Source organism: Aquaticitalea lipolytica, assembly GCF_014641635.1.
Taxonomy (GTDB): Bacteria; Bacteroidota; Bacteroidia; order Flavobacteriales; family Flavobacteriaceae; genus Aquaticitalea; species Aquaticitalea lipolytica.
The window spans coordinates 1,119,996-1,138,769 of the sequence record NZ_BMIC01000001.1 but is presented as its reverse complement, the minus strand read 5'-3'; the positions used below and the strand labels follow the sequence as shown (position 1 = coordinate 1,138,769).

Here is an 18,774-nt window from a genome sequence, read left to right as displayed (position 1 = left end):
TAAATTTATTATATTTAAAAAAAAACATTGCTTACATATGAAATCTACTGTATTAATAATTGAAGATAATGAGCAAAATATGTACATGTTATCATATTTGCTCCAAAAAAACAATTACAATGTAATTGAAGCTTTTAATGGAAAAGACGGATTGGATTTGGCGCATAAACACCATCCAGAAATTATTTTAATTGATATTCAATTACCAGATATGGATGGTTACGAAATATGTAATAAATTAAGCCATAATGGCTTGCCTAAAAGCACAGTTATTATTGCAGTAACTTCTTATGCCATGGGAGGCGATAAAGAAAAAGCTATTGAGTCTGGAGCAGATGGTTATTTAGAGAAACCAATAAACCCAGACACATTTGTAAATCAAATGAGAAGCATTATTAATGAAAAAGGAAAATGATTAAAAAAACTATTTTAATAGTAGATGATACTTATGAAAACTTATATCTCCTTCGCGTTATTCTTGAAGAAGTAGGTTATCATGTTATTGAGGCAAATGATGGTAGTGAAGGATTAAAAAAGTTATACGAAAACAATAATGTAGATTTAATTATTTCAGATATTTTAATGCCTGTAATGGATGGGTTTATGTTTTGTCAAGCCTGTAAAGAAGAAAAATTATTTAAAAACATACCCTTTGTTTTTTATACATCAACCTATACAGAAAGATTAGATGAAGACTTTGCTCTAAAACTTGGAGCGGCCAAATATTTAAGAAAACCAATTGATCATGATGAAGTAATATCAACGGTTAAGAATATTTTAGGTAAAAATAGCAAACCAACTAAACAAGTTAAAAGGGATAAAATAACGAATGAAGATGTACTAAAACTTTATAGCGAACGACTTATAAACAAGTTAGAACAAAAAAGTTTTGACCTTGAAAGAGAAATTGAAGTACGAAAAAAGGCTGAAAAATTATTAATTCATAAAAATGAAGTTTTAGATTTAATAGCACATAGTACACCTTTAAGTAAGGTTTTTGATCATATACTTTTAAACTACGAATCTAATCATAAAAATTACCAAGCTTCTATAAGCTTAATGAATGAAGACGGAATTCATTTAGAACTTGTTTCGGCACCTTCTATGCCACAAGCCTATAATTTAGCAATAAAACGCGCCAAAATTGGCAAAAAAGCTGGGTCATGTGGCACAGCTGCATTTACTAAAAAGCTTGTTATAGTTTCAGATATTAGTAAAGATAAATTATGGGAAGATTATCGAGATATTGCCTTAAAACATAATTTAAAATCGTGTTGGTCTATACCAATACTTTCAAAAAATAATATTGTTTTAGGAACATTTGCCATTTATGGCAAAGAGGTAAATTCGCCAAGTGATGAAGAGATAGTTGATCTTAATTACGTTGTTAATTTAGCTCTTGTTGCTATTGAAAAAGCAAAAATTGTAGCAGAAATTAAAAAAAGAGATGAGTCTTATAAGTCTTTAGTAAATCAAGCTAGTGATGCTATTGTTACATACTCTTTAGAAGGCGACATATTTGATTTTAATAAAGTTGCATATACAGTTTTAGGATATACAAAAAACGAGTTTTCAAAATTAAAAATACAAAACATAATTCAAGGTGATTTTATTGCTAGCCCAGAAAGGCACGAAAAAATACTTAAAGGAAAACCTGTGCTTTTTGAAAGACAATTAATTTGCAAGGATGGAACATTAATAGACACTGAAATATCGGCAAAACTTCAAACAGATGGAAGAATTCTTGGTATTATACGTAATATTACTGAGCGTAAAAAAGCAGAACTAAAACTACAAGAAAGTGAAAAATCGCTCTTATTAGCTCAAAAACTAGCAAAAATTGGCAGCTATAATTATGATTTTAAAGCACAAATTGTACATGGCTCATCTAGCTATAGAGAGATTGTAGGTGTTGAATCTGATACAGTAATAACATTAGATGTTTGGAAAACCATATCACATCCAGATGATACAGATAGTAATAAAAAAGTATTAGATAGGTGTGTAGAAACAGGAGAAATTTTTGATGTAGAATATAGAATACTTACCAAAAACAAAAAAGAATTAAAATGGATTCATGGCATTGGTGAAGTTGTTTATGTTAATGGAGAGGCAATTAATTTTTTTGGTACAATTCAAGATATTACCGAGCGCAAACAAAGTGAAATTGCTTTAAAGGCAGCTAAAGAGTTTTCAGAAAGCTTAATCAGCAGTATGCAGCATGGACTTTCTGTTATTGATGCAAACACAAAACATATTCATGTAAATCCAGCATTATGTAAAATGACTGGATATTCAGAAAAAGAATTATTAGGAATTTCTCCACCATTTCCATATTGGCCTCCAGAATATTATGATGAAATTAATGATATAGTTGAAAAAACACTAATTGGCATTGACAAAAGCGGAGAAACAGTGTTTAAACGTAAAAACGGTGAGCGTTTTCCTGTTCAGATTTCTATTTCATCTGTAAAAGATGAAAATGATAAAGGTGTTGCATTTATAGCGTCAATTGAAGATGTTTCTGTAAAAGTTAAAGCTAGAGAAGAATTAAGAGCTGCCAAGGAGTTTTCAGATAAACTGATAATGTCTATGCAGGAAGGCTTGTTAATTGTCGATCTCAGTGGTAAAATTATCATGGTTAATAACTCATTAAGTGAAATTCTTGGTTATAAAAAAGAAGAACTTATTGGGCTAGATTTGCCATATCCATTTGCTAAAATGGAAGACTTAGAATTAATGCTGGAGATTAAAGATGAAGTAGCTTCAGGAGAGACGAAGTCTTTTCAGCTTGAGTTTTTTAAAAAAAATGGCGACAAGTTTTTAGCGTCTTTTTTATCAGGAAATATATTAAATGATAAAGGAGAAGTTATTGCTTTATTTGGTACCATAAAAGATGTTACAGAAGAAGATAAAGCTAAAAGAATACTTGAAAACCTTGCAGAAATAGCATTAGATAGAAAAAACACCATTTTAAAATTAGTTGGTTATGTCGGTAGAGATTTTAATTCTACAATAAAAAAGATTGCTAAAGTTTCAGCTAATTCATTAAATGTTGAAAGAGTTACTTTATGGAAGTTTGAGAATGATAAAACCGAATTATTGAGCGAACTTTATTATAATGCTGATGAAAATGTTTATGATCAAAATGGGTTAGTTATAAAAAAGGAAGATTACCCAGCATATTTTAATGTGTTTGAGAATGAAACCTCAATAAATATAGCAGATGTAAGTAATAATCCTATCACAAAACCTTTTGCTAAAGATTTTTACATTCCATCAAATATATCATCAAGATTAGATGTTGTTATTCATGGTAAAAATGATCATTATGGTATTATTAGTTTTGAGAGTTCTAATGATAAAAGAGTTTTTAATAATGAGGAAGAAAATTTTGCAACTTCAATTGCAAATGTGGTGTCTTTAATGGTAGAAAGCACTGAGAGAAATATTGCAGAAGGCAAGCTTGTTAAAACAAATGAAAAACTTTTAGAAGTTAATACTGAATTAAATAAGTTAAAAAAAGAGCTAGAAGAACAAAATGTCTACTTAAGAGAAGAGATAGACTTAGTATTTAACTATGAAGAAATGGTTTATGGTAGCGCAGTTTTTAGCAATGTGCTTACAGATGTTGAGCTTGTTGCTGCTACTAATGCTACTGTGTTACTTTTAGGAGAGTCTGGTACAGGTAAAGAGTTATTAGCAAGAGCAATTCATAATACAAGTCCAAGAAAAAATAAACCACTAATAAAGGTTAATTGTGCTGCTATACCAAAAGAGCTTATTGAGAGCGAGTTGTTTGGTCATAAAAAAGGATCGTTTACAGGAGCAATTAACGATAAAATAGGTAAGTTTAAATTAGCCGATGGTGGTACGTTATTTTTAGATGAGATTGGTGAGTTACCTATAGATATGCAACCTAAACTATTAAGAGCTATTCAAGAATCGGAAATTGAGCAAATAGGTAGTACTGAAACACAAAAAGTTGATATTAGAATAATTGCAGCTACTAATAGAAATCTAAAAGTAGAAGTAGAAGAAAAAAGATTCAGATCAGATTTATTTTTTAGACTTAATGTATTTCCTATAGTAGTTCCACCTTTAAGAGATAGAGTTGAAGATATTCCTATATTAATAGAGCACTTTGTAGATAAGTTTAGTAAAGCTTATAATAAAGATATTAAGTTTATGTCTGAAGAAACAAAGCGAAATATGCAAGAGTATTCATGGCCAGGAAATATAAGAGAGCTTGAAAACTTAATTGAAAGAGCTGTTATTCTATCGCAAGACAAAACACTTGTATTGCCAAATTTTGAAACGGGTTCCGAAGAGAAACTAATATCTTCAACAGTTTTAACTTTAGATGAAGCACAACGACTACACATTATAAAAATACTTAAAAAATGTAATTGGAAAATAGATGGGTCTGATGGCGCAGCCCAACTTCTCGAAATTAAACCAAGCACATTGCGCGATAGAATGAAGAAATTAGGAATAAAAAAGCCTGATTAAGTTTTACGGTATTCCGTGAAATTACATTTCATCGGATTTTAACCCACGGAATACCGTGGGTATTTTTTTCTTATTCAATTTTCATGATTTTATTAAGTAGCTAAAAATCAATTACTTAAAATTTATTTTCTTCAAAAATTGTTTTTTGGCATTGCAATTGACTTTCCGTTTGTAACCGAAAATGTTATGACGAAACAAATACAATTAGATAGAGTAAAATTTTGGAGAGACAATGGCGTTCTTTTTTGTAAAGTACAAAATAGCGATAATGGTCAAGTTATTAAAAAAGATAACATTAACGATTATATAAAAGCTATTACTACTTTATCAAATGGAGAATACTATCCTTTACTTATTGATTTTCGTGATGTAGACAATAAGGACACAATTTCACAAGTCCGTTTATTAGCTAACAATACAGAACTTAAGTCTGTTATACTATCAAAATCATTCGTTGTCAATTCGGCTTTTATGCAGTTTATGCTTGTGGTACTTCATGGTATTTATGATCCAATAATACCTAACAAAGTATTTAAAAACTTTGAAAGCGCATTTCAATATTCTGTAGAGATTAATCAAATATTTAATGCTCATAGTTAAATGACATCAGAAAAAGACATAATACAATTTGATAGGGCAAAATTATGGACAGAAAATGGTATTCTTTTCTGCCAAATTAGAAATACTAACGTCAATTTAAATCTTGAAATAGAAACTCTTGATAATTACATAAATGCAGTAGTTAAGTTGTGTAATGGTAAACCTATGCCATTTTTAATAGATTTAAGAAGTTCGCAAGGAACTATTTTAAATCCAGCAGCTAAGTTGCTTGCAGGAAATAATGACCTAAAAAAATTAAGATTATCAGAAGCATTCATTATTAATTCAATAAAAATGAAACTTTTGATTAACTCATATAAAAGAATATTTGAACCAGTAACACCATTTCAAATTTTTGATAATCTTAAAGACGGACTAGAATATTGTATTAAAATAAAGAATGATTATTATGATGGAGAGCGTTAAACAAGACATATTATACAATCATGAAAATGAATTAACTGATTTGCTTCAAAACAATTCAATTTTATCTATTACAGATAAATATGGTAGAATTATTTATGCAAATGACAGGTTTTGTGAAATAATAGGCTCTAACAGAAATAACATTATTGGCGAAACGCACGAGTTAATTAAATCGCATCTACATACAGATATATTATATAAAAAACTTTGGAAAACTATAAAATCTGGAGAAGTATGGAAAGGAGTTTTGCCAAACAAATTAGTTGATGGCAGATTTTATTGGTTGGAAACTACTATTACTCCAGTAAAAGATGAAAATGGAGACATCTCAAGGTACATAGCTGTTTATAATGACATTACAGATTATTATAACAAAAAAGGGACAATTAAAATGGTTGACCCAAAAGGTAAAACCTTATCACAAAACTTTTTAAATGTTGATTTGTCTATTAATTCATTTGGAAAAATTTTAAAAGCAAAAAACAAGATTTTAAACACCTCTATAGATGATGTTGTTGGTTTATATGTTTATGATTTTATAAACCCAGTTAGTCATAATGTAGTAAAAAAGCAAATAAAGAAAGTTTTTAACGAAAGTGAATCTTCTGAATTTGAAACCATTGAATTCTCACCTAAAGGACAACAAACGTTCTATGTTTCTAAAATAGAGCCTGTATATAATAACCACAATGAAATAATATATGCTACAATAGTAACTAAAAAGCTAAGGAAAGATTTAAAAATAAAAAAAGAGTTAAGACATATTGAGGCAAAATATAGCACAATATTTCAATCAATAAATGTTGGTATTATAGTAGTAACAGATAGTAAAGGTAATATTACAGAATGGAATAAAGGTGCCGAATCTGCTTTTGGCTACACAGAAGATGAAGTGATAGGCAACTCATTAACTATGTTAATTTCTGATCAACATCTTATAACTAGTGTAAAAGAACTTTTAAAGGCAAAAAATCATCTAAACGAAAATAAAAATGGTGAAAACCTTGAAATGATTGGTCTTAAAAAATGTGGACAAGAGTTTCCTGTAGAGTTTTCTATAAGTAATTGGGATAATGGAAAGGAAAAATTTTACTGTGCAATGATGTTAGACATTTCTAACCGTAAAAAATTAGAAAATAAACTAAAACAAAAAACAGAAGATTTAGAATTGTTTTTATATCGATCAGCTCACGACCTTAAAGCACCACTTACATCTGCAGAAGGTCTTCTTAACCTAATAAAAGGAGAGGATATAAATAGCAATGTTAAGCTATTAACAACACTTCTGGATACAACTTTAGAAAGAGGAAAGTTATTGGTAGATAACCTTTCTTATGCATCAGCAATACAGGACAAGAGCAAAGAAACGAATACTATAAATTTCAAGAAAGTTATTGATGATACTTTAAAGACTTTAAGTGGATTAAAGAATTTTGAATCTATAAAATTTGAAATAACCATTAATCAGTTAGGAATTTTTTATTCAAACAAAGAGTTAATCAATTCTATATTTCAAAATTTAATTCATAATGCTATAAAATATAGCAAGCCGATTTCTAATGACCATACTCCAATTATAAAAATTGAAATTAATCAATCAGAGAATAAGGTGAATATTACTGTAAAAGATAATGGAATTGGAATAGATGAAAAGTGTATAGGTAAAATATTCGATTTATACTATAGAGTTGATAATGAACAAGAGCAAGGCTCTGGTCTTGGTTTATATATTGTTAAAAGAATTGTAGACGATTTTAATGGTGAGATTAAAGTAAAAAGCGAACAAAACGAAGGGACGTTTTTTGAATTAACATTACCAAATTTTATTAAAAACTAAACAAAAAAATGATTAATAATATAACACTAATAGATGATAATAAGATAGATCTTTTTGTAAATCAAAAGATTATTGAGAAGTATGATAGTGGTTTAAAAACAAGAATGTTTACTAGTGCAGTTTCAGCTATTAACTATTTAAAGATTTTAGATTTAAACATTAATTCTGACTCTTTAACAAAACCAGATCTTATTTTTTTAGACATAAATATGCCTCAAATGGACGGCTTTCAATTTTTTAATGAATTGAGAAAGTTTGATTTAAAAGACCCAAAGCCAATTCATATTTATATGCTTTCTTCTTCATTATCGCTTGAGGATATTAATAAAGCAAAAAGCGAGTCGCTTTGTTCAGGTTATATTACTAAGCCATTAACTGTCGAAAAACTTAAAACGATTCTAGAAACAGTAAGCATTGAAGACAAAAACTATAATTATAAAAAACCAATTTAAACAGATTACTATAAACCAAATCTAAGCTAATGAAAATAAAATACTTAATCTTAATTGTGTTTCTTTTTTCAAAACTTGATAAAGCAAATTCGCAGATTGTTAATGAAGGCATTTTGCAAATTTCTCCTTCAACAAATGTTTATTTTGAAAATGAATACACTAATAAAACCACAGGGATTCATAACTCTAATGGAAACCTCTATTTAAACAATAACTTTGTTAATAATGGAGTTACTTTAGCACTTTCTGGCACAACCTACTTTAAAAGTGCAACAAATAACGTGGTGACAATTTCTGGAACTACAAATAATATCAATTTGTATAATTTACAAATTGATATTACTACTGTTGGTATAAAAGGCGTTTCGGTTGCTGATAATTTTGAGTTAAATGTTGCTAACTCTATAAACTTTATAAGTGGAGATTTAAGGCTTTTAGGAGAAGCACAACTTATTCAATCTCATACAGGAGTAAATTCTAACTCCATTGTATCTGGAAAGCTTATTTTAGATCAACAAGGTTATAGCTCGGCATATCAATACAACTATTGGTCATCTCCAATAAGCAATTCAGGGAGTTTTTCACTTTTAGGAGGCAAATTTGATGGTACAGATTCGGCTATAAACCCTTTTAATCCAACGCAAATTTTATTTAATTCTGTTTCTCCATATAATGGTTTGCCTTCCATTTTAGATGGAGGTAATAATGTAATTACATCATTAACAATTAACACACAATGGTTATATAAATACTCAAGAGGTAGTGGCTCTTATTCAGATTGGATAAACTTAGATGAAAACAGCTTAATATATCCAGGTGAAGGTTATATTATGAAAGGAACTAATGCCATAACTGCTAATCAAAATTATGTGTTTTATGGCGAACCTAATAATGGAGATTATACATTTCCTATAACTTTAGGAGAACACTCTCTGCTAGGTAATCCATATCCATCAGCTTTAGATGCTATTAAGTTTATTACAGATAACATAACCGTTGTTGATGCGCTTTATTTTTGGGTTGATGGAGGATCAACGTCACATAATTTAACAGATTATTTAGGTGGTTATGCTATTAGAAACCTTACAGGAGGTACACCTCCATCAATAGCTTCACCATTAATTAATGGTATTGGTAATTCAGGCACAGTAACAGCTCCAACTCAGTACGTAGCTATTGGCCAAGGATTTTTTATTGATGCAATTGGTTCTGGAAGTATAACTTTTAATAATTCACAAAGAGTATTTAAAACAGAAGTGTCTGGAGATGCAGTTTTTTATAGAAGTACAAATGATGCAACTGGAGACCAATATTTAAGATTAGGCTATGAAGATCCTGAAGGTTTTCATAGACAATTACTGCTAGGCTTTTTGCCTGAATCATTAGCAGACACTAGATATAATCCAGGTTATGATGCATTAATAGCAGGGAATAGAAATGACGATATGTTCTTTATAATTGAAAGTAATTATGATAAGCGTTATGTAATTCAAGGTGTAAATAGTTTTGTAGATGATATGGAATTTCCAATAGGAGTAACCATTTCTGAAACTGGAAGCCATAAAATTATTTTAGATGAAACTAACAATTTTACAAACATAGTTTACTTAAAAGATAATTACTCAGGCACTTATCATAATTTAAGTGAATCTGCATTTAATGTTAATTTACCAATAGGAGAGTATTTTGACAGATATACAATAGTTTTTCAAACACCAACCTTGGGTGTTTCAACTCCAGCGATAGAGAATGTTAATGTTTTTTATGATGGGTTAAACAACATAGTTATAGCTAATATAAAAAATATTGAGTTGAATAATGTTGAAATATATAATGTTATGGGTCAACAAATTTTAATGATAAAAGATAATTTAAATAACCAAGATAGAATAGAAATTCCCTTTAATGAAAGCGATGGGGTTTACCTCATAGTTTTAAACACAAATAATAGCAAAAAATCTACAAAAATTTTAAAGTACTAATTATGAAAACAACTAAATTAAATCAAATCATCTTTAAATGCATAGCTGCATTATTAATAAGTGCTAGCACTTATGCTCAAGTAGGTGTAGGTACAATTACACCAGACGCCTCTTCTATGATGGACGTAAGTTCTACCAATAAAGGAATGTTGGCACCAAGAATGACTACTGCTCAACGTGTTGCTATTGCAACACCAGCTAACGGACTTTTAGTTTATGATATTACCGAAAACGCATTTTATTTTTACAAGGTAAGTGTTTGGACTAAAATTGATTCTGTAGTAAGAAACAATTATAAGCTTATAAAGTCTGCAGCAGATTTAAGTGCTGAACTTGCAGCAGGTGGAGGCACAAGGTATCTGCTTACTTCAAATACATTATACGAAATAAATGGAACAATAACATTAGCACAACCTATTGAGTTAAATAACGCTTACATTATAGGGTTAGATACTAATGAAGATATTCTTGTTAGAGTTGGAGGAGCTATTTTTACAGGCGCAACAGGTGGAAGTATTAGAAATTTAACCTTAACAGCTCCTGGAGGTACAGTATTTAATTTATCTGGAGCAAATACACAAAATTTAATTTTTAGAGACTCAATAGTTGCAAATTCAGGATCAGTTGGAACTATTAGTGGTTTTGGATTAGTGTTTTTAAGTGTGATTCAATATTCTGGAAATACTAATGGTATTACGTATAATAATATTACAGATTTACTTATGAGTAATTTAGGTTGGCAGGCCAATAATTCTGGAACTTATGAGACATTTACTGGAACGTTTGAATTTATTGAAAAACAAGGTGGTTTTTCTAAAGTTAATGGTGCTAATGTTGGAATTAATGTAAGTAGCAACCCAACAGTTAATATTGGTGTCTTAACAGGTACAAGTTTTAGTGGAACTAGCACACAGTTTATTAATAGATATACAGTAGGCTCATACACAGGATTTAATTTTAGTAAAAACTGGACAGTTAACTGCCCAGGAATCCCTAGAGAGAGTGATGATGTTGCCATTGGATATTATAATATGAATGGAAATGCTACAAATACAACATTTGTTGCTTCAAATATTCCATCAAAAATTGCAGGTACTACTACTTCTACAAACTTATTTAGAATAGAATCTTCAAATAATAGATTAACATACAAAGGATCAAAACCAAGAAACTTCGAAATAATTTGTACAGGTACTATAGATCATAGTAGTGGTGGTAATCGTATTTTTACCTATTATGTATATAAGAATGGAGTACAGCTTCCTTCAATTTCGGCTGAGAGACGTTTCCCAAATAACGATATTGGAAATTTTACAATTATTGGGCCTGTTTATATGGCAGTAGATGATTATGTTGAGGTTTGGGTAGAAAATCAAACCAATTCGGGAAATACACTTATTACAAAATTAAGCGTACTATTAAAATAAAAACCCAAATAATTAATAGCAAATTTTTATTTCATTGAGTTTTATGCATCCTATCTAAATTTAAGGATGGGATGCTTTTTTATTAGATAAAAAGAGATAACAGTTATTCCTGCTTTCTCTTTTAAATGAAAAGATTAAAAAGAAATTTTATAGTTCAAAAAATAAAAGTGATGTTCATGAAGATGGGTATTTAATAATATTAACAATTTAAATATCACTTTATCGATGAAAATTAACACTTTATCGATTTTATTTCTTTTTTTAATTCTTTTTAACATACATTAGCAGTCCTTCTTAAGCCCCTAAAATCACTTAATTAGGTAATTTTTAATCCATTCTATTAGGTTTTTATTAAAGCCTATAAATTTCCCTCGTTTTTTAAATATAGTATTTAGCATTTTTTGTGCTTAAAAAATTAATAATCCATTCTTCCCTCGAACGGCATTTTTTAATGCTCTGTAATTATTAATTAACAAAAAAACTAATATAGACCCCTAAATTTAATAACGATGAAAACTTTAAAAATTACTTTATTACTAGCTTTATTTTTATCAGTATCAAGCCAATCAGATAAAACACCAACAAATGACGAAGCTAATACTTATAAATCAACAAAAACTCATTACGATTTATTAGCTCATTCAAAAAAGGATGTTTTGATTCCAACACAAGGATAATAAACCAGGTATAATAAATTTAAAAGCTCTTATCTTTTTTGATAAGGGCTTTTTGTTTTTTGCATAATGAACTCAATCGAAGAATAATCAAATTCATTAAAAATTTTATTCTAAATTTGATAACACTTAATTAATCACAAAGGCGTGTTCAGACTTTATTTTCTAATATTCATTTTTTTTGTTAATAAGCCCTTTTTAAGTGCACAAAAGGCGTTTAAGTTTCAAGAATATGATAGCATTATTGAATTAAGAAAACTTGGTAATGACAATACTAAGGAATTAGATGTTAGATATAAATATGCAAAACAAGCAGTAAAACTTTCAAAACGTACTAAAATTGATTCAATTATTTTAAAAAGTAATAGAGTTTTGTCTACTGTTTTACTGTATAGTGGAGATTATAAGAAGTTTAGAGAAATGAATTTCGAAAACTTGAAATTAGCTGTTAAGCTAAATGATTCTTCAGAAATTGGATTGTCAAACCAAAATTTAGGATGGTATTATTATCAAAGTAGAGTACAAAATGATAGTGCTTATTTTTATTTATCGAATGCTATTAAAATCTATGATAAGCTCGGAAAAGTGCCAAATCAAATAGATATTTTACAAAATTTATCAGATATACTACAAGTTGAAAAAGATTATTTAGGTAGCGAAGAAAATGCTATACAAGGATTAGCATTACTGGAAAATCAACCAAAAAACGAGTCAAATTTTAAAAAATCATGGAACCTTTTAAATATACTAGCTATAGTTTCTCTAGAATTAAAACGATATGATGAATCTATAGAATACAATCAAAAAGCACAAAATATTGCTGATAAAATGGATGATGGGTTTTATAATAAAAATTTATCTATTCATAATCAGGCTTTTGTATTCAGAAAAAAAGGAAATTACACTAAGGCTTTAGAACTCTATACAAGTTTACTTAAACAAGAAAAGCTATTTGAGATAGACCCAACATTTTATCCATTAATACTTGATAATATTGCTTTCACAAGATTTGAAGCTGGTGAAAAGGATTATGTAAACATGGAGAAAATGCTCAAAAGAGCTTATAAAATAAGCGATAGTCTTGAAGACCCAATTACTAAGCTAGCCGTAACAATTGATTTATCAAAATTTTACAAAGCTCAAAACAAGATTGATAATGCTTTGCAATATTCAGAGGAGTCTTATCAATTGGCTAAGGAAACTTCATCAAACGATATTTTATTGGAGTCAATGGCTTTACTCGCACAATTAAAACCAGGAGAAGAAGGAAAAAAATATTTCGAAGAGCATATAAAATTAAGTGATAGTTTATTAAACCATGAAAGAGGAATAAGAAACAAATTTGCTAGAGTGCAATTTGAAACCGATCAAATAGAACAAGAAAACGAACGCATTGCAAGAGAACGTTTCTGGTTGTTAATGGTGTCAATCGTTTTAATTATAGCTATTTTCTTTTTATATGTAATTGTTACCCAAAGAGCAAAAAACAAAGAATTAAGATTTGAGCAAGATCAGCAAAAAGCAAATGAAGAAATTTATAACTTAATGTTATCTCAGCAAGACAAAGTAGATGAGGCTAGAGCTCAAGAGAAAAAAAGGATTTCAGAAGAGTTGCATGATGGAATTCTAGGGCGTTTATTTGGAACAAGGTTGAGTCTAGATAGTTTTAATTTTAAGGAAGGACCAGAAGGGATTAAATCACGCTCACAGTATATAAATGACTTAAAAAACATTGAGCAAGATATTCGTAAAATATCTCACGATTTAAACACAGATTTTGTTTCTGGTTCAGGATTTGTCGATATTATAGATACACTTATTAGTACACAAACTCAAGCATATCAATTAAAATACGATTTTTATCATAGCGATGATATTAACTGGGAAAATGTTTCTAATAAAACTAAAATTCACATTTACAGAATTTTACAAGAGACTATGCAAAATATTTATAAACATGCCGAAGCCTCTCTTATAAAAATTAGTTTTCAACTAAAAAATGATGTAATTTGCTTATCAATTTCTGACGATGGAAAAGGGTTTGTAATTAATAAAAGTAAAAAAGGAATTGGTCTTAAAAACATCCATTCTAGAGTTGATGAAGTTGGTGGAATAGTAAGTTATGATTCTGTAATTGATAAAGGCACAACAATAACAATAGATATACCATATACAATTAAGTAGCATATGAGTCAAGTCATAAAAATATTAATGGTAGATGATCATCCAATAATTATTGAAGGTTATCAAAATACATTAATGGCAACTAAAAACGAAGATCAAACCCTTATTATTGATACAGCCAATGATTGTGATACGGCAAACTTATTAATGCAAAAGTCTGCCCAAGATGTACCTTATGATGTATTGTTTTTTGATATAAGGCTTCCAGGTTCTAAAGATGGTAAAATTACTTCAGGTGAAGATTTAGGTGTTATAGCCAAAAAAATTCTTCCAAATGCAAAGATTATTATTCTAACAATGTTTAATGAGTCTTATCGTATTCACAACATTATTAAAAACGTAGATCCTGATGGGTTTTTAATTAAAAGTGATTTAACTTCTAGTGAGTTAGCCGAAGCTTTTCAGCATATTCTTGTATCACCTCCATATTATAGTAGTACAGTTAGTATCTTTTTAAACAAACTAGTTACTAGCGATATTCATATTGATGATATAAATAGAAAAATATTGCACTTACTTTCACAAGGTATAAAAACAAAAAGCCTTACTGAATATATCGACTTGTCTATGAGTTCGATAGAAAAAAGGAAGAAACAAATGAAGTTGTTATTCTCTATTGAAGACGGAAAAGATGAAACTTTAATCTTTGAAGCTCGAAAAAAAGGCTTTTTATAAAAAAAATACCGATAAAATGCATTTTTTATGCATTTTAAAATCTTTCAAAACCATTGATATACTTGAAAACTACGGTTTTTCCGTAACATGTTTACGGTTTTCCCACGTATAAAAGTTATTTACGTTATATATATTTGAATTGTCAACAAAGTTTAATTAATCCCTCTAGTTTATTTGTTGAATTAATAGCAAAAAAAGAATAAACCTAACAAATTCACACTATGAAGTTGTTAGGTTTTATTTTTTAAAAAAGTAAGTCTTTATACTCTACAAGTTTTGCTATAAAAAAACCTAAGTATATTATTGTCACAATAAACTTTATAAAGGTTGATGCAATAAAACCTAAAAAAGAACCAAAAGCAGCTTTTACAGCTTTATCAAACTCACTTTTATTTATAAGTTCTCCAATTAAAGCACCAATAAAAGGACCTATAATTATTCCAAATGGTATAGGCGCAATTAGTCCAACAATTAATCCAACAGAAGTGCCTATCATACCAGCTCTGCTGCCACCAAACTTTTTGGTTCCCATTGCAGGAATTATATAATCTAAAAACCATATAAAAATGGCTATAACTAGAGTTATGATTAAGAAAGTCCAATTCATTGGTACAGCATCTGTACAATGAAAAATTAATAATCCTAGCCAACTTGTTAGTGGTCCAGGAAGTATAGGTAAGAAGCTGCCTAAAATTCCTATAATCATGAAAATAGCAGCAACAATAATTAAAAAAATATCCATTTAAGTATTTAAAAATCTAATTATAAGACGTGTTCTTAAGATAATTGTTACATTTTTGAACTAAAAAATTAGTTTAAACTAATTTTTTAGTTATATTAGCAATTCAAAAGAAATTAAAATTAATATCTCATGAAACAATTAACAAAGGCAGAAGAAGAAATTATGCAAGTACTTTGGCAACTAGAAAGAGCCAATGTAAAAGCAATTATTGATGAATTACCAGAGCCTAAACCTGCTTATAATACTGTGTCTACTATTGTTAGAATATTAGAAAGCAAAGGGTTTGTTAATTATGAGAAAGAAGGTAAAGGCCATTTGTATTTTCCTGTATTACAAAAACATGAATATAGTAACCAAAGTATAAACTCTTTGGTAGATAACTATTTTCAAGGGTCTTTTAAAAGTATGGTGTCATTTTTTGTGAAGAAAAATGATATTAATCTTCAAGAATTAGAATCAGTACTTAAAGAGGTTAACAAAAAACAAGAATAAGATGTTATACTATATTCTACAAACCATTGCGTTTCAATTATTCTTTTTGCTCATCTATGATGTGTTTTTAAAAAAAGAAACCTTTTTCAATTGGAACAGAGCCTACTTACTAATTACTGCTTTAGGCTCATTACTATTACCATTTGTAAAAATTGAATTTTTCAAGGGAGTTGTACCCGAACAGTTTATAATTAGATTACCAGAAGTAATTATTGGAGATGTTACTTCAACTACTAAAAATATTTCGCTTACAGAAATACCTTTAAATGAGTCATCATTTGTTTGGCATTGGGAATACTTGGTTTATGTTGGGATGATTCTTGCAGCATTACTATTTGCTTATAAAATGATTAAAATTAGTTTGCTTATTTATAAAAACCCTAAGCGATGGAAAGATAATGTACTACTTGTTAACTTAATTAATAGTACTTCAGCATTTTCATTTTTTCATTACATATGTATTGGTCAACTCATTAAAGAAGAGGATAAATCAGCCATATTAAAGCACGAAATTGTACATGTACAACAAAAGCATAGCCTCGATTTATTGTTTTTTGAGATTTTAAGAATCTTGTTTTGGTTTAATCCTCTTGTGTATATGTACCAAAACAAAATATCAACTTTACACGAATTTATTGCAGATGCTAATGCAATAAAACACAACGACAAAAATCAATATTATGAAAACTTGTTATCTCAAGTATTTGATGTTAAACAGTTTTCATTTATAAATCCATTTTTTAAACAATCATTAATCAAAAAACGAATCGTTATGTTAAACAAATCAAAATCAAAACAAGTTAAATTAGTAAAATACGCATTATTAATACCAATTGTATTTGGAATCTTAATTTACACTTCTAGTGCTCAAGTAGATAAGGCTAAGCTTGACACAAGTGTTTTGAAAGAGATTCCTAGTGAAGGTAGTTTGTTAATAGAAAAAATAAGCGCTGTAAAAAAGCAAATACAGAAGCAAGGTAATGTTACTGATGAAGAACAAGAAAATTTAAACCTATTATATAAAGTAGTATCTGGCGAAAACTTTGATGCAGATTTAGTTAAGAAAGTTCAAAAGTTAATAGATAAAAAAGATAAAAGTGAACTCTCTCAAAAAGTAGCAGATGTAATGGATCAGATACAAAAACAAGGTAATATTTCTGATGATGAAGAACAAAAGCTAAAGCTGTTATTATTGTATACCACAGAAAATGGGTTTAATAACCCGTTTTTTGAAGATGTGATAGATCTTGCTGAAATTCCTTTTGGTGTTATAGATGAAGTTCCAACTTTTGAAGAATGTAAACAATTAGCAACTAATAAAGAGAAAAAGGACTGTACATCAACGGCAATAGCTAGTCATATAAATAAAAATTTTAATACTAAACTTGCTAAAGAGTTAAATTTAAAAGGAAAACAAAGAATAAGTGTAGTTTTTGTAATTGCTAACGACGGAACTATTAAGAGCGCTAAGGCTCGTGCTCCTCATCCAGCACTTGAGGCTGAAGCTATACGTGTTGTTGAGTCGTTACCAAAAATGACTCCAGGCAAGTATAATGGTAAAAATGTGAATGTGCCATATAGTTTACCAATCATTTTTCAAGTACAATGAGAAAAATCCTTATTGCCATTATCTTATTAACAGTGTTTAAAACCGAAGCGCAACCTTCGGTTTTGTCTGTTGCAGATAGTTTATATGCTTATGGTAATTATACCAAAGCAATCCAGATTTATAAAACTCACAATAACCCTTCAGAGGTGTATGATAAGATAGCTAAAGCGTATTTAGCTATTGGTAATGATGGTGAGGCTTTGCTAAATTATGATTTAAGTTTAAAGGCTAATCCAGACAATGCATTAATCAAGTATGACTATGCAAAACTTTTATCAAGACACCAAAAACTTGAAGAAGCTTCTGTTTTATTAAAAGAGTTATTGAATATAGATACTAAAAACCCTAATTATCATTATGAATTAGGACTAGTTTTAGAACTACAAAGCGATACATTAGCAATAAATAGTTTTAAAAATGCTTTTGATTTAGATTCGACTCATCAAAAAGCCATTTACAAAATAGCAGAAGATTATTTAGTAAACAGAAAACACAATTTATCTTTAAAATATATAGATACTGGTTTAAGGGCTTACGAAAACAACATTGAGCTAATAAACCTAAAGGCATTAAATTATTATTGGGACGAAAAGTATGTTGAATCAGCAAAATGGTTTGAAAAAGAAATAGAACTTGGGCAGTCTTCTCAATTTATCCATGAGAAATTAAGCTTTTGTTATGCACAAGACTCTGAATATAAAAAAGCAATTGAGCAAGGCGAAATAGCACTTCAATACGACCCAAAAAACAAAACCAATCTTTACATACAAGGTCAGCTTTATGAGCGAATAGGTGATTTTAAAAATGCTGAAAAATATATTTCTGAAGCTTTAGAATTAATGGACATTCCACTAGATGCAGAATATTCTAAATTGGCTGTGATATACAATAGTCAAAATAAATATAAAGAAGCAATCGATGCCATTCAAATTGCAATCAATGAAAATCCTAAAAATCAGTTTACACAGTTTTTATTAGTCCTCACAAAAGACAAATATTATGCAGATATAGATTCTAAAATAAAAGTGTATGAAGATTTTAAAGAGAAATTCCCAAATAACATTTATGTTAGTTTTGTTGATAAACGCTTAAAAGAGCTAAAAGAAGAAAAATTCATGAAAGGCGAATAAAATCTAAAAAAATTGTACTTTTCCGCTTCATT

At 28.9% G+C, this 18,774-nt stretch carries 15 protein-coding genes; 14 read left to right on the top strand and 1 reads right to left on the bottom strand.

The features are described from left to right. The first annotated feature begins 37 nt into the window (after positions 1-37). The 11 genes from IEW41_RS05300 to IEW41_RS05240 all read left to right on the top strand — a co-directional run bounded on the left by IEW41_RS05300 (position 38) and on the right by IEW41_RS05240 (position 14,769). Positions 38-415, top strand: coding sequence for a response regulator (locus IEW41_RS05300; protein WP_188605253.1), 378 nt, complete (start codon positions 38-40; stop codon positions 413-415). Beyond that, entirely contained in the window at positions 412-4,512 is a 4,101-nt protein-coding gene (locus tag IEW41_RS14545) for a sigma 54-interacting transcriptional regulator (protein ID WP_229660172.1), read from the top strand. The genes IEW41_RS05300 and IEW41_RS14545 overlap by 4 nt, the downstream gene beginning before the upstream one ends. A gap of 186 nt (positions 4,513-4,698) precedes the next feature. Next, entirely contained in the window at positions 4,699-5,112 is a 414-nt protein-coding gene (locus IEW41_RS05280) for a DUF7793 family protein (RefSeq protein ID WP_188605252.1), read from the top strand. Further along, positions 5,113-5,538 carry a DUF7793 family protein gene (locus IEW41_RS05275; RefSeq protein ID WP_188605251.1) on the top strand — a complete coding sequence of 142 codons (426 nt, stop codon included), beginning with the start codon at positions 5,113-5,115 and terminating at the stop codon, positions 5,536-5,538. It abuts the gene before it with no gap. Further along, entirely contained in the window at positions 5,522-7,375 is a 1,854-nt protein-coding gene (locus tag IEW41_RS05270; RefSeq protein ID WP_229660171.1) for a PAS domain S-box protein, read from the top strand. Before IEW41_RS05275 ends, IEW41_RS05270 begins: the two co-directional genes overlap by 17 nt. Before the next feature lie 8 nt (positions 7,376-7,383). Further along, a complete protein-coding gene (locus tag IEW41_RS05265; RefSeq protein ID WP_188605250.1) occupies positions 7,384-7,827 on the top strand; it encodes a response regulator in 444 nt (147 codons plus the stop codon). 29 nt (positions 7,828-7,856) lie between these two features. Further along, positions 7,857-9,809, top strand: coding sequence for a T9SS type A sorting domain-containing protein (locus IEW41_RS05260; protein ID WP_188605249.1), 1,953 nt, complete (start codon positions 7,857-7,859; stop codon positions 9,807-9,809). 2 nt (positions 9,810-9,811) lie between these two features. Beyond that, positions 9,812-11,236, top strand: coding sequence for a phage tail-like protein (locus tag IEW41_RS05255; protein ID WP_188605248.1), 1,425 nt, complete (start codon positions 9,812-9,814; stop codon positions 11,234-11,236). A 509-nt stretch (positions 11,237-11,745) separates the two neighbouring features. Next, entirely contained in the window at positions 11,746-11,913 is a 168-nt protein-coding gene (locus tag IEW41_RS05250) for a hypothetical protein (protein ID WP_188605247.1), read from the top strand. A gap of 144 nt (positions 11,914-12,057) precedes the next feature. Beyond that, positions 12,058-14,094: a tetratricopeptide repeat-containing sensor histidine kinase gene (locus IEW41_RS05245; protein WP_188605246.1), complete on the top strand. Its 2,037-nt coding sequence runs from the start codon at positions 12,058-12,060 to the stop codon at positions 14,092-14,094. Between the two features lie 3 nt (positions 14,095-14,097). Beyond that, on the top strand, positions 14,098-14,769 hold the full coding sequence (locus IEW41_RS05240; protein ID WP_188605245.1) for a response regulator: 672 nt from the start codon (positions 14,098-14,100) through the stop codon (positions 14,767-14,769). A 244-nt stretch (positions 14,770-15,013) separates the two neighbouring features. On the opposite strand, the gene IEW41_RS05235 is transcribed toward IEW41_RS05240, so the two are convergent. Continuing rightward, complete coding sequence (locus IEW41_RS05235; protein ID WP_188605244.1) at positions 15,014-15,511, bottom strand: DUF456 domain-containing protein; 498 nt, start codon at positions 15,509-15,511, stop codon at positions 15,014-15,016. A gap of 129 nt (positions 15,512-15,640) precedes the next feature. Between IEW41_RS05235 and IEW41_RS05230 the strand changes: the two genes are divergently transcribed. The 3 genes from IEW41_RS05230 to IEW41_RS05220 are packed head-to-tail and all read left to right on the top strand — an operon-like array spanning position 15,641 to position 18,742. Next, entirely contained in the window at positions 15,641-16,003 is a 363-nt protein-coding gene (locus IEW41_RS05230) for a BlaI/MecI/CopY family transcriptional regulator (protein ID WP_188605243.1), read from the top strand. Between the two features lies 1 nt (position 16,004). Continuing rightward, positions 16,005-17,612 (top strand): M56 family metallopeptidase, encoded by a 1,608-nt coding sequence (locus tag IEW41_RS05225; RefSeq protein WP_188605242.1) that lies wholly within the window; start codon positions 16,005-16,007, stop codon positions 17,610-17,612. Beyond that, complete coding sequence (locus IEW41_RS05220) at positions 17,609-18,742, top strand: tetratricopeptide repeat protein (protein WP_188605241.1); 1,134 nt, start codon at positions 17,609-17,611, stop codon at positions 18,740-18,742. The genes IEW41_RS05225 and IEW41_RS05220 overlap by 4 nt, the downstream gene beginning before the upstream one ends. The last annotated feature ends 32 nt before the right edge of the window (positions 18,743-18,774 follow it).

Coding starts and splice junctions, on each gene's coding strand:
- IEW41_RS05300 (WP_188605253.1), top strand. CDS start 38: ATGAAATCTACTGTATTAATAATTGAAGATAATGAGCAAAATATGTAC.
- IEW41_RS14545 (WP_229660172.1), top strand. CDS start 412: ATGATTAAAAAAACTATTTTAATAGTAGATGATACTTATGAAAACTTA.
- IEW41_RS05280 (WP_188605252.1), top strand. CDS start 4,699: ATGACGAAACAAATACAATTAGATAGAGTAAAATTTTGGAGAGACAAT.
- IEW41_RS05275 (WP_188605251.1), top strand. CDS start 5,113: ATGACATCAGAAAAAGACATAATACAATTTGATAGGGCAAAATTATGG.
- IEW41_RS05270 (WP_229660171.1), top strand. CDS start 5,522: ATGATGGAGAGCGTTAAACAAGACATATTATACAATCATGAAAATGAA.
- IEW41_RS05265 (WP_188605250.1), top strand. CDS start 7,384: ATGATTAATAATATAACACTAATAGATGATAATAAGATAGATCTTTTT.
- IEW41_RS05260 (WP_188605249.1), top strand. CDS start 7,857: ATGAAAATAAAATACTTAATCTTAATTGTGTTTCTTTTTTCAAAACTT.
- IEW41_RS05255 (WP_188605248.1), top strand. CDS start 9,812: ATGAAAACAACTAAATTAAATCAAATCATCTTTAAATGCATAGCTGCA.
- IEW41_RS05250 (WP_188605247.1), top strand. CDS start 11,746: ATGAAAACTTTAAAAATTACTTTATTACTAGCTTTATTTTTATCAGTA.
- IEW41_RS05240 (WP_188605245.1), top strand. CDS start 14,098: ATGAGTCAAGTCATAAAAATATTAATGGTAGATGATCATCCAATAATT.
- IEW41_RS05235 (WP_188605244.1), bottom strand. CDS start 15,511: ATGGATATTTTTTTAATTATTGTTGCTGCTATTTTCATGATTATAGGA.
- IEW41_RS05230 (WP_188605243.1), top strand. CDS start 15,641: ATGAAACAATTAACAAAGGCAGAAGAAGAAATTATGCAAGTACTTTGG.
- IEW41_RS05225 (WP_188605242.1), top strand. CDS start 16,005: ATGTTATACTATATTCTACAAACCATTGCGTTTCAATTATTCTTTTTG.
- IEW41_RS05220 (WP_188605241.1), top strand. CDS start 17,609: ATGAGAAAAATCCTTATTGCCATTATCTTATTAACAGTGTTTAAAACC.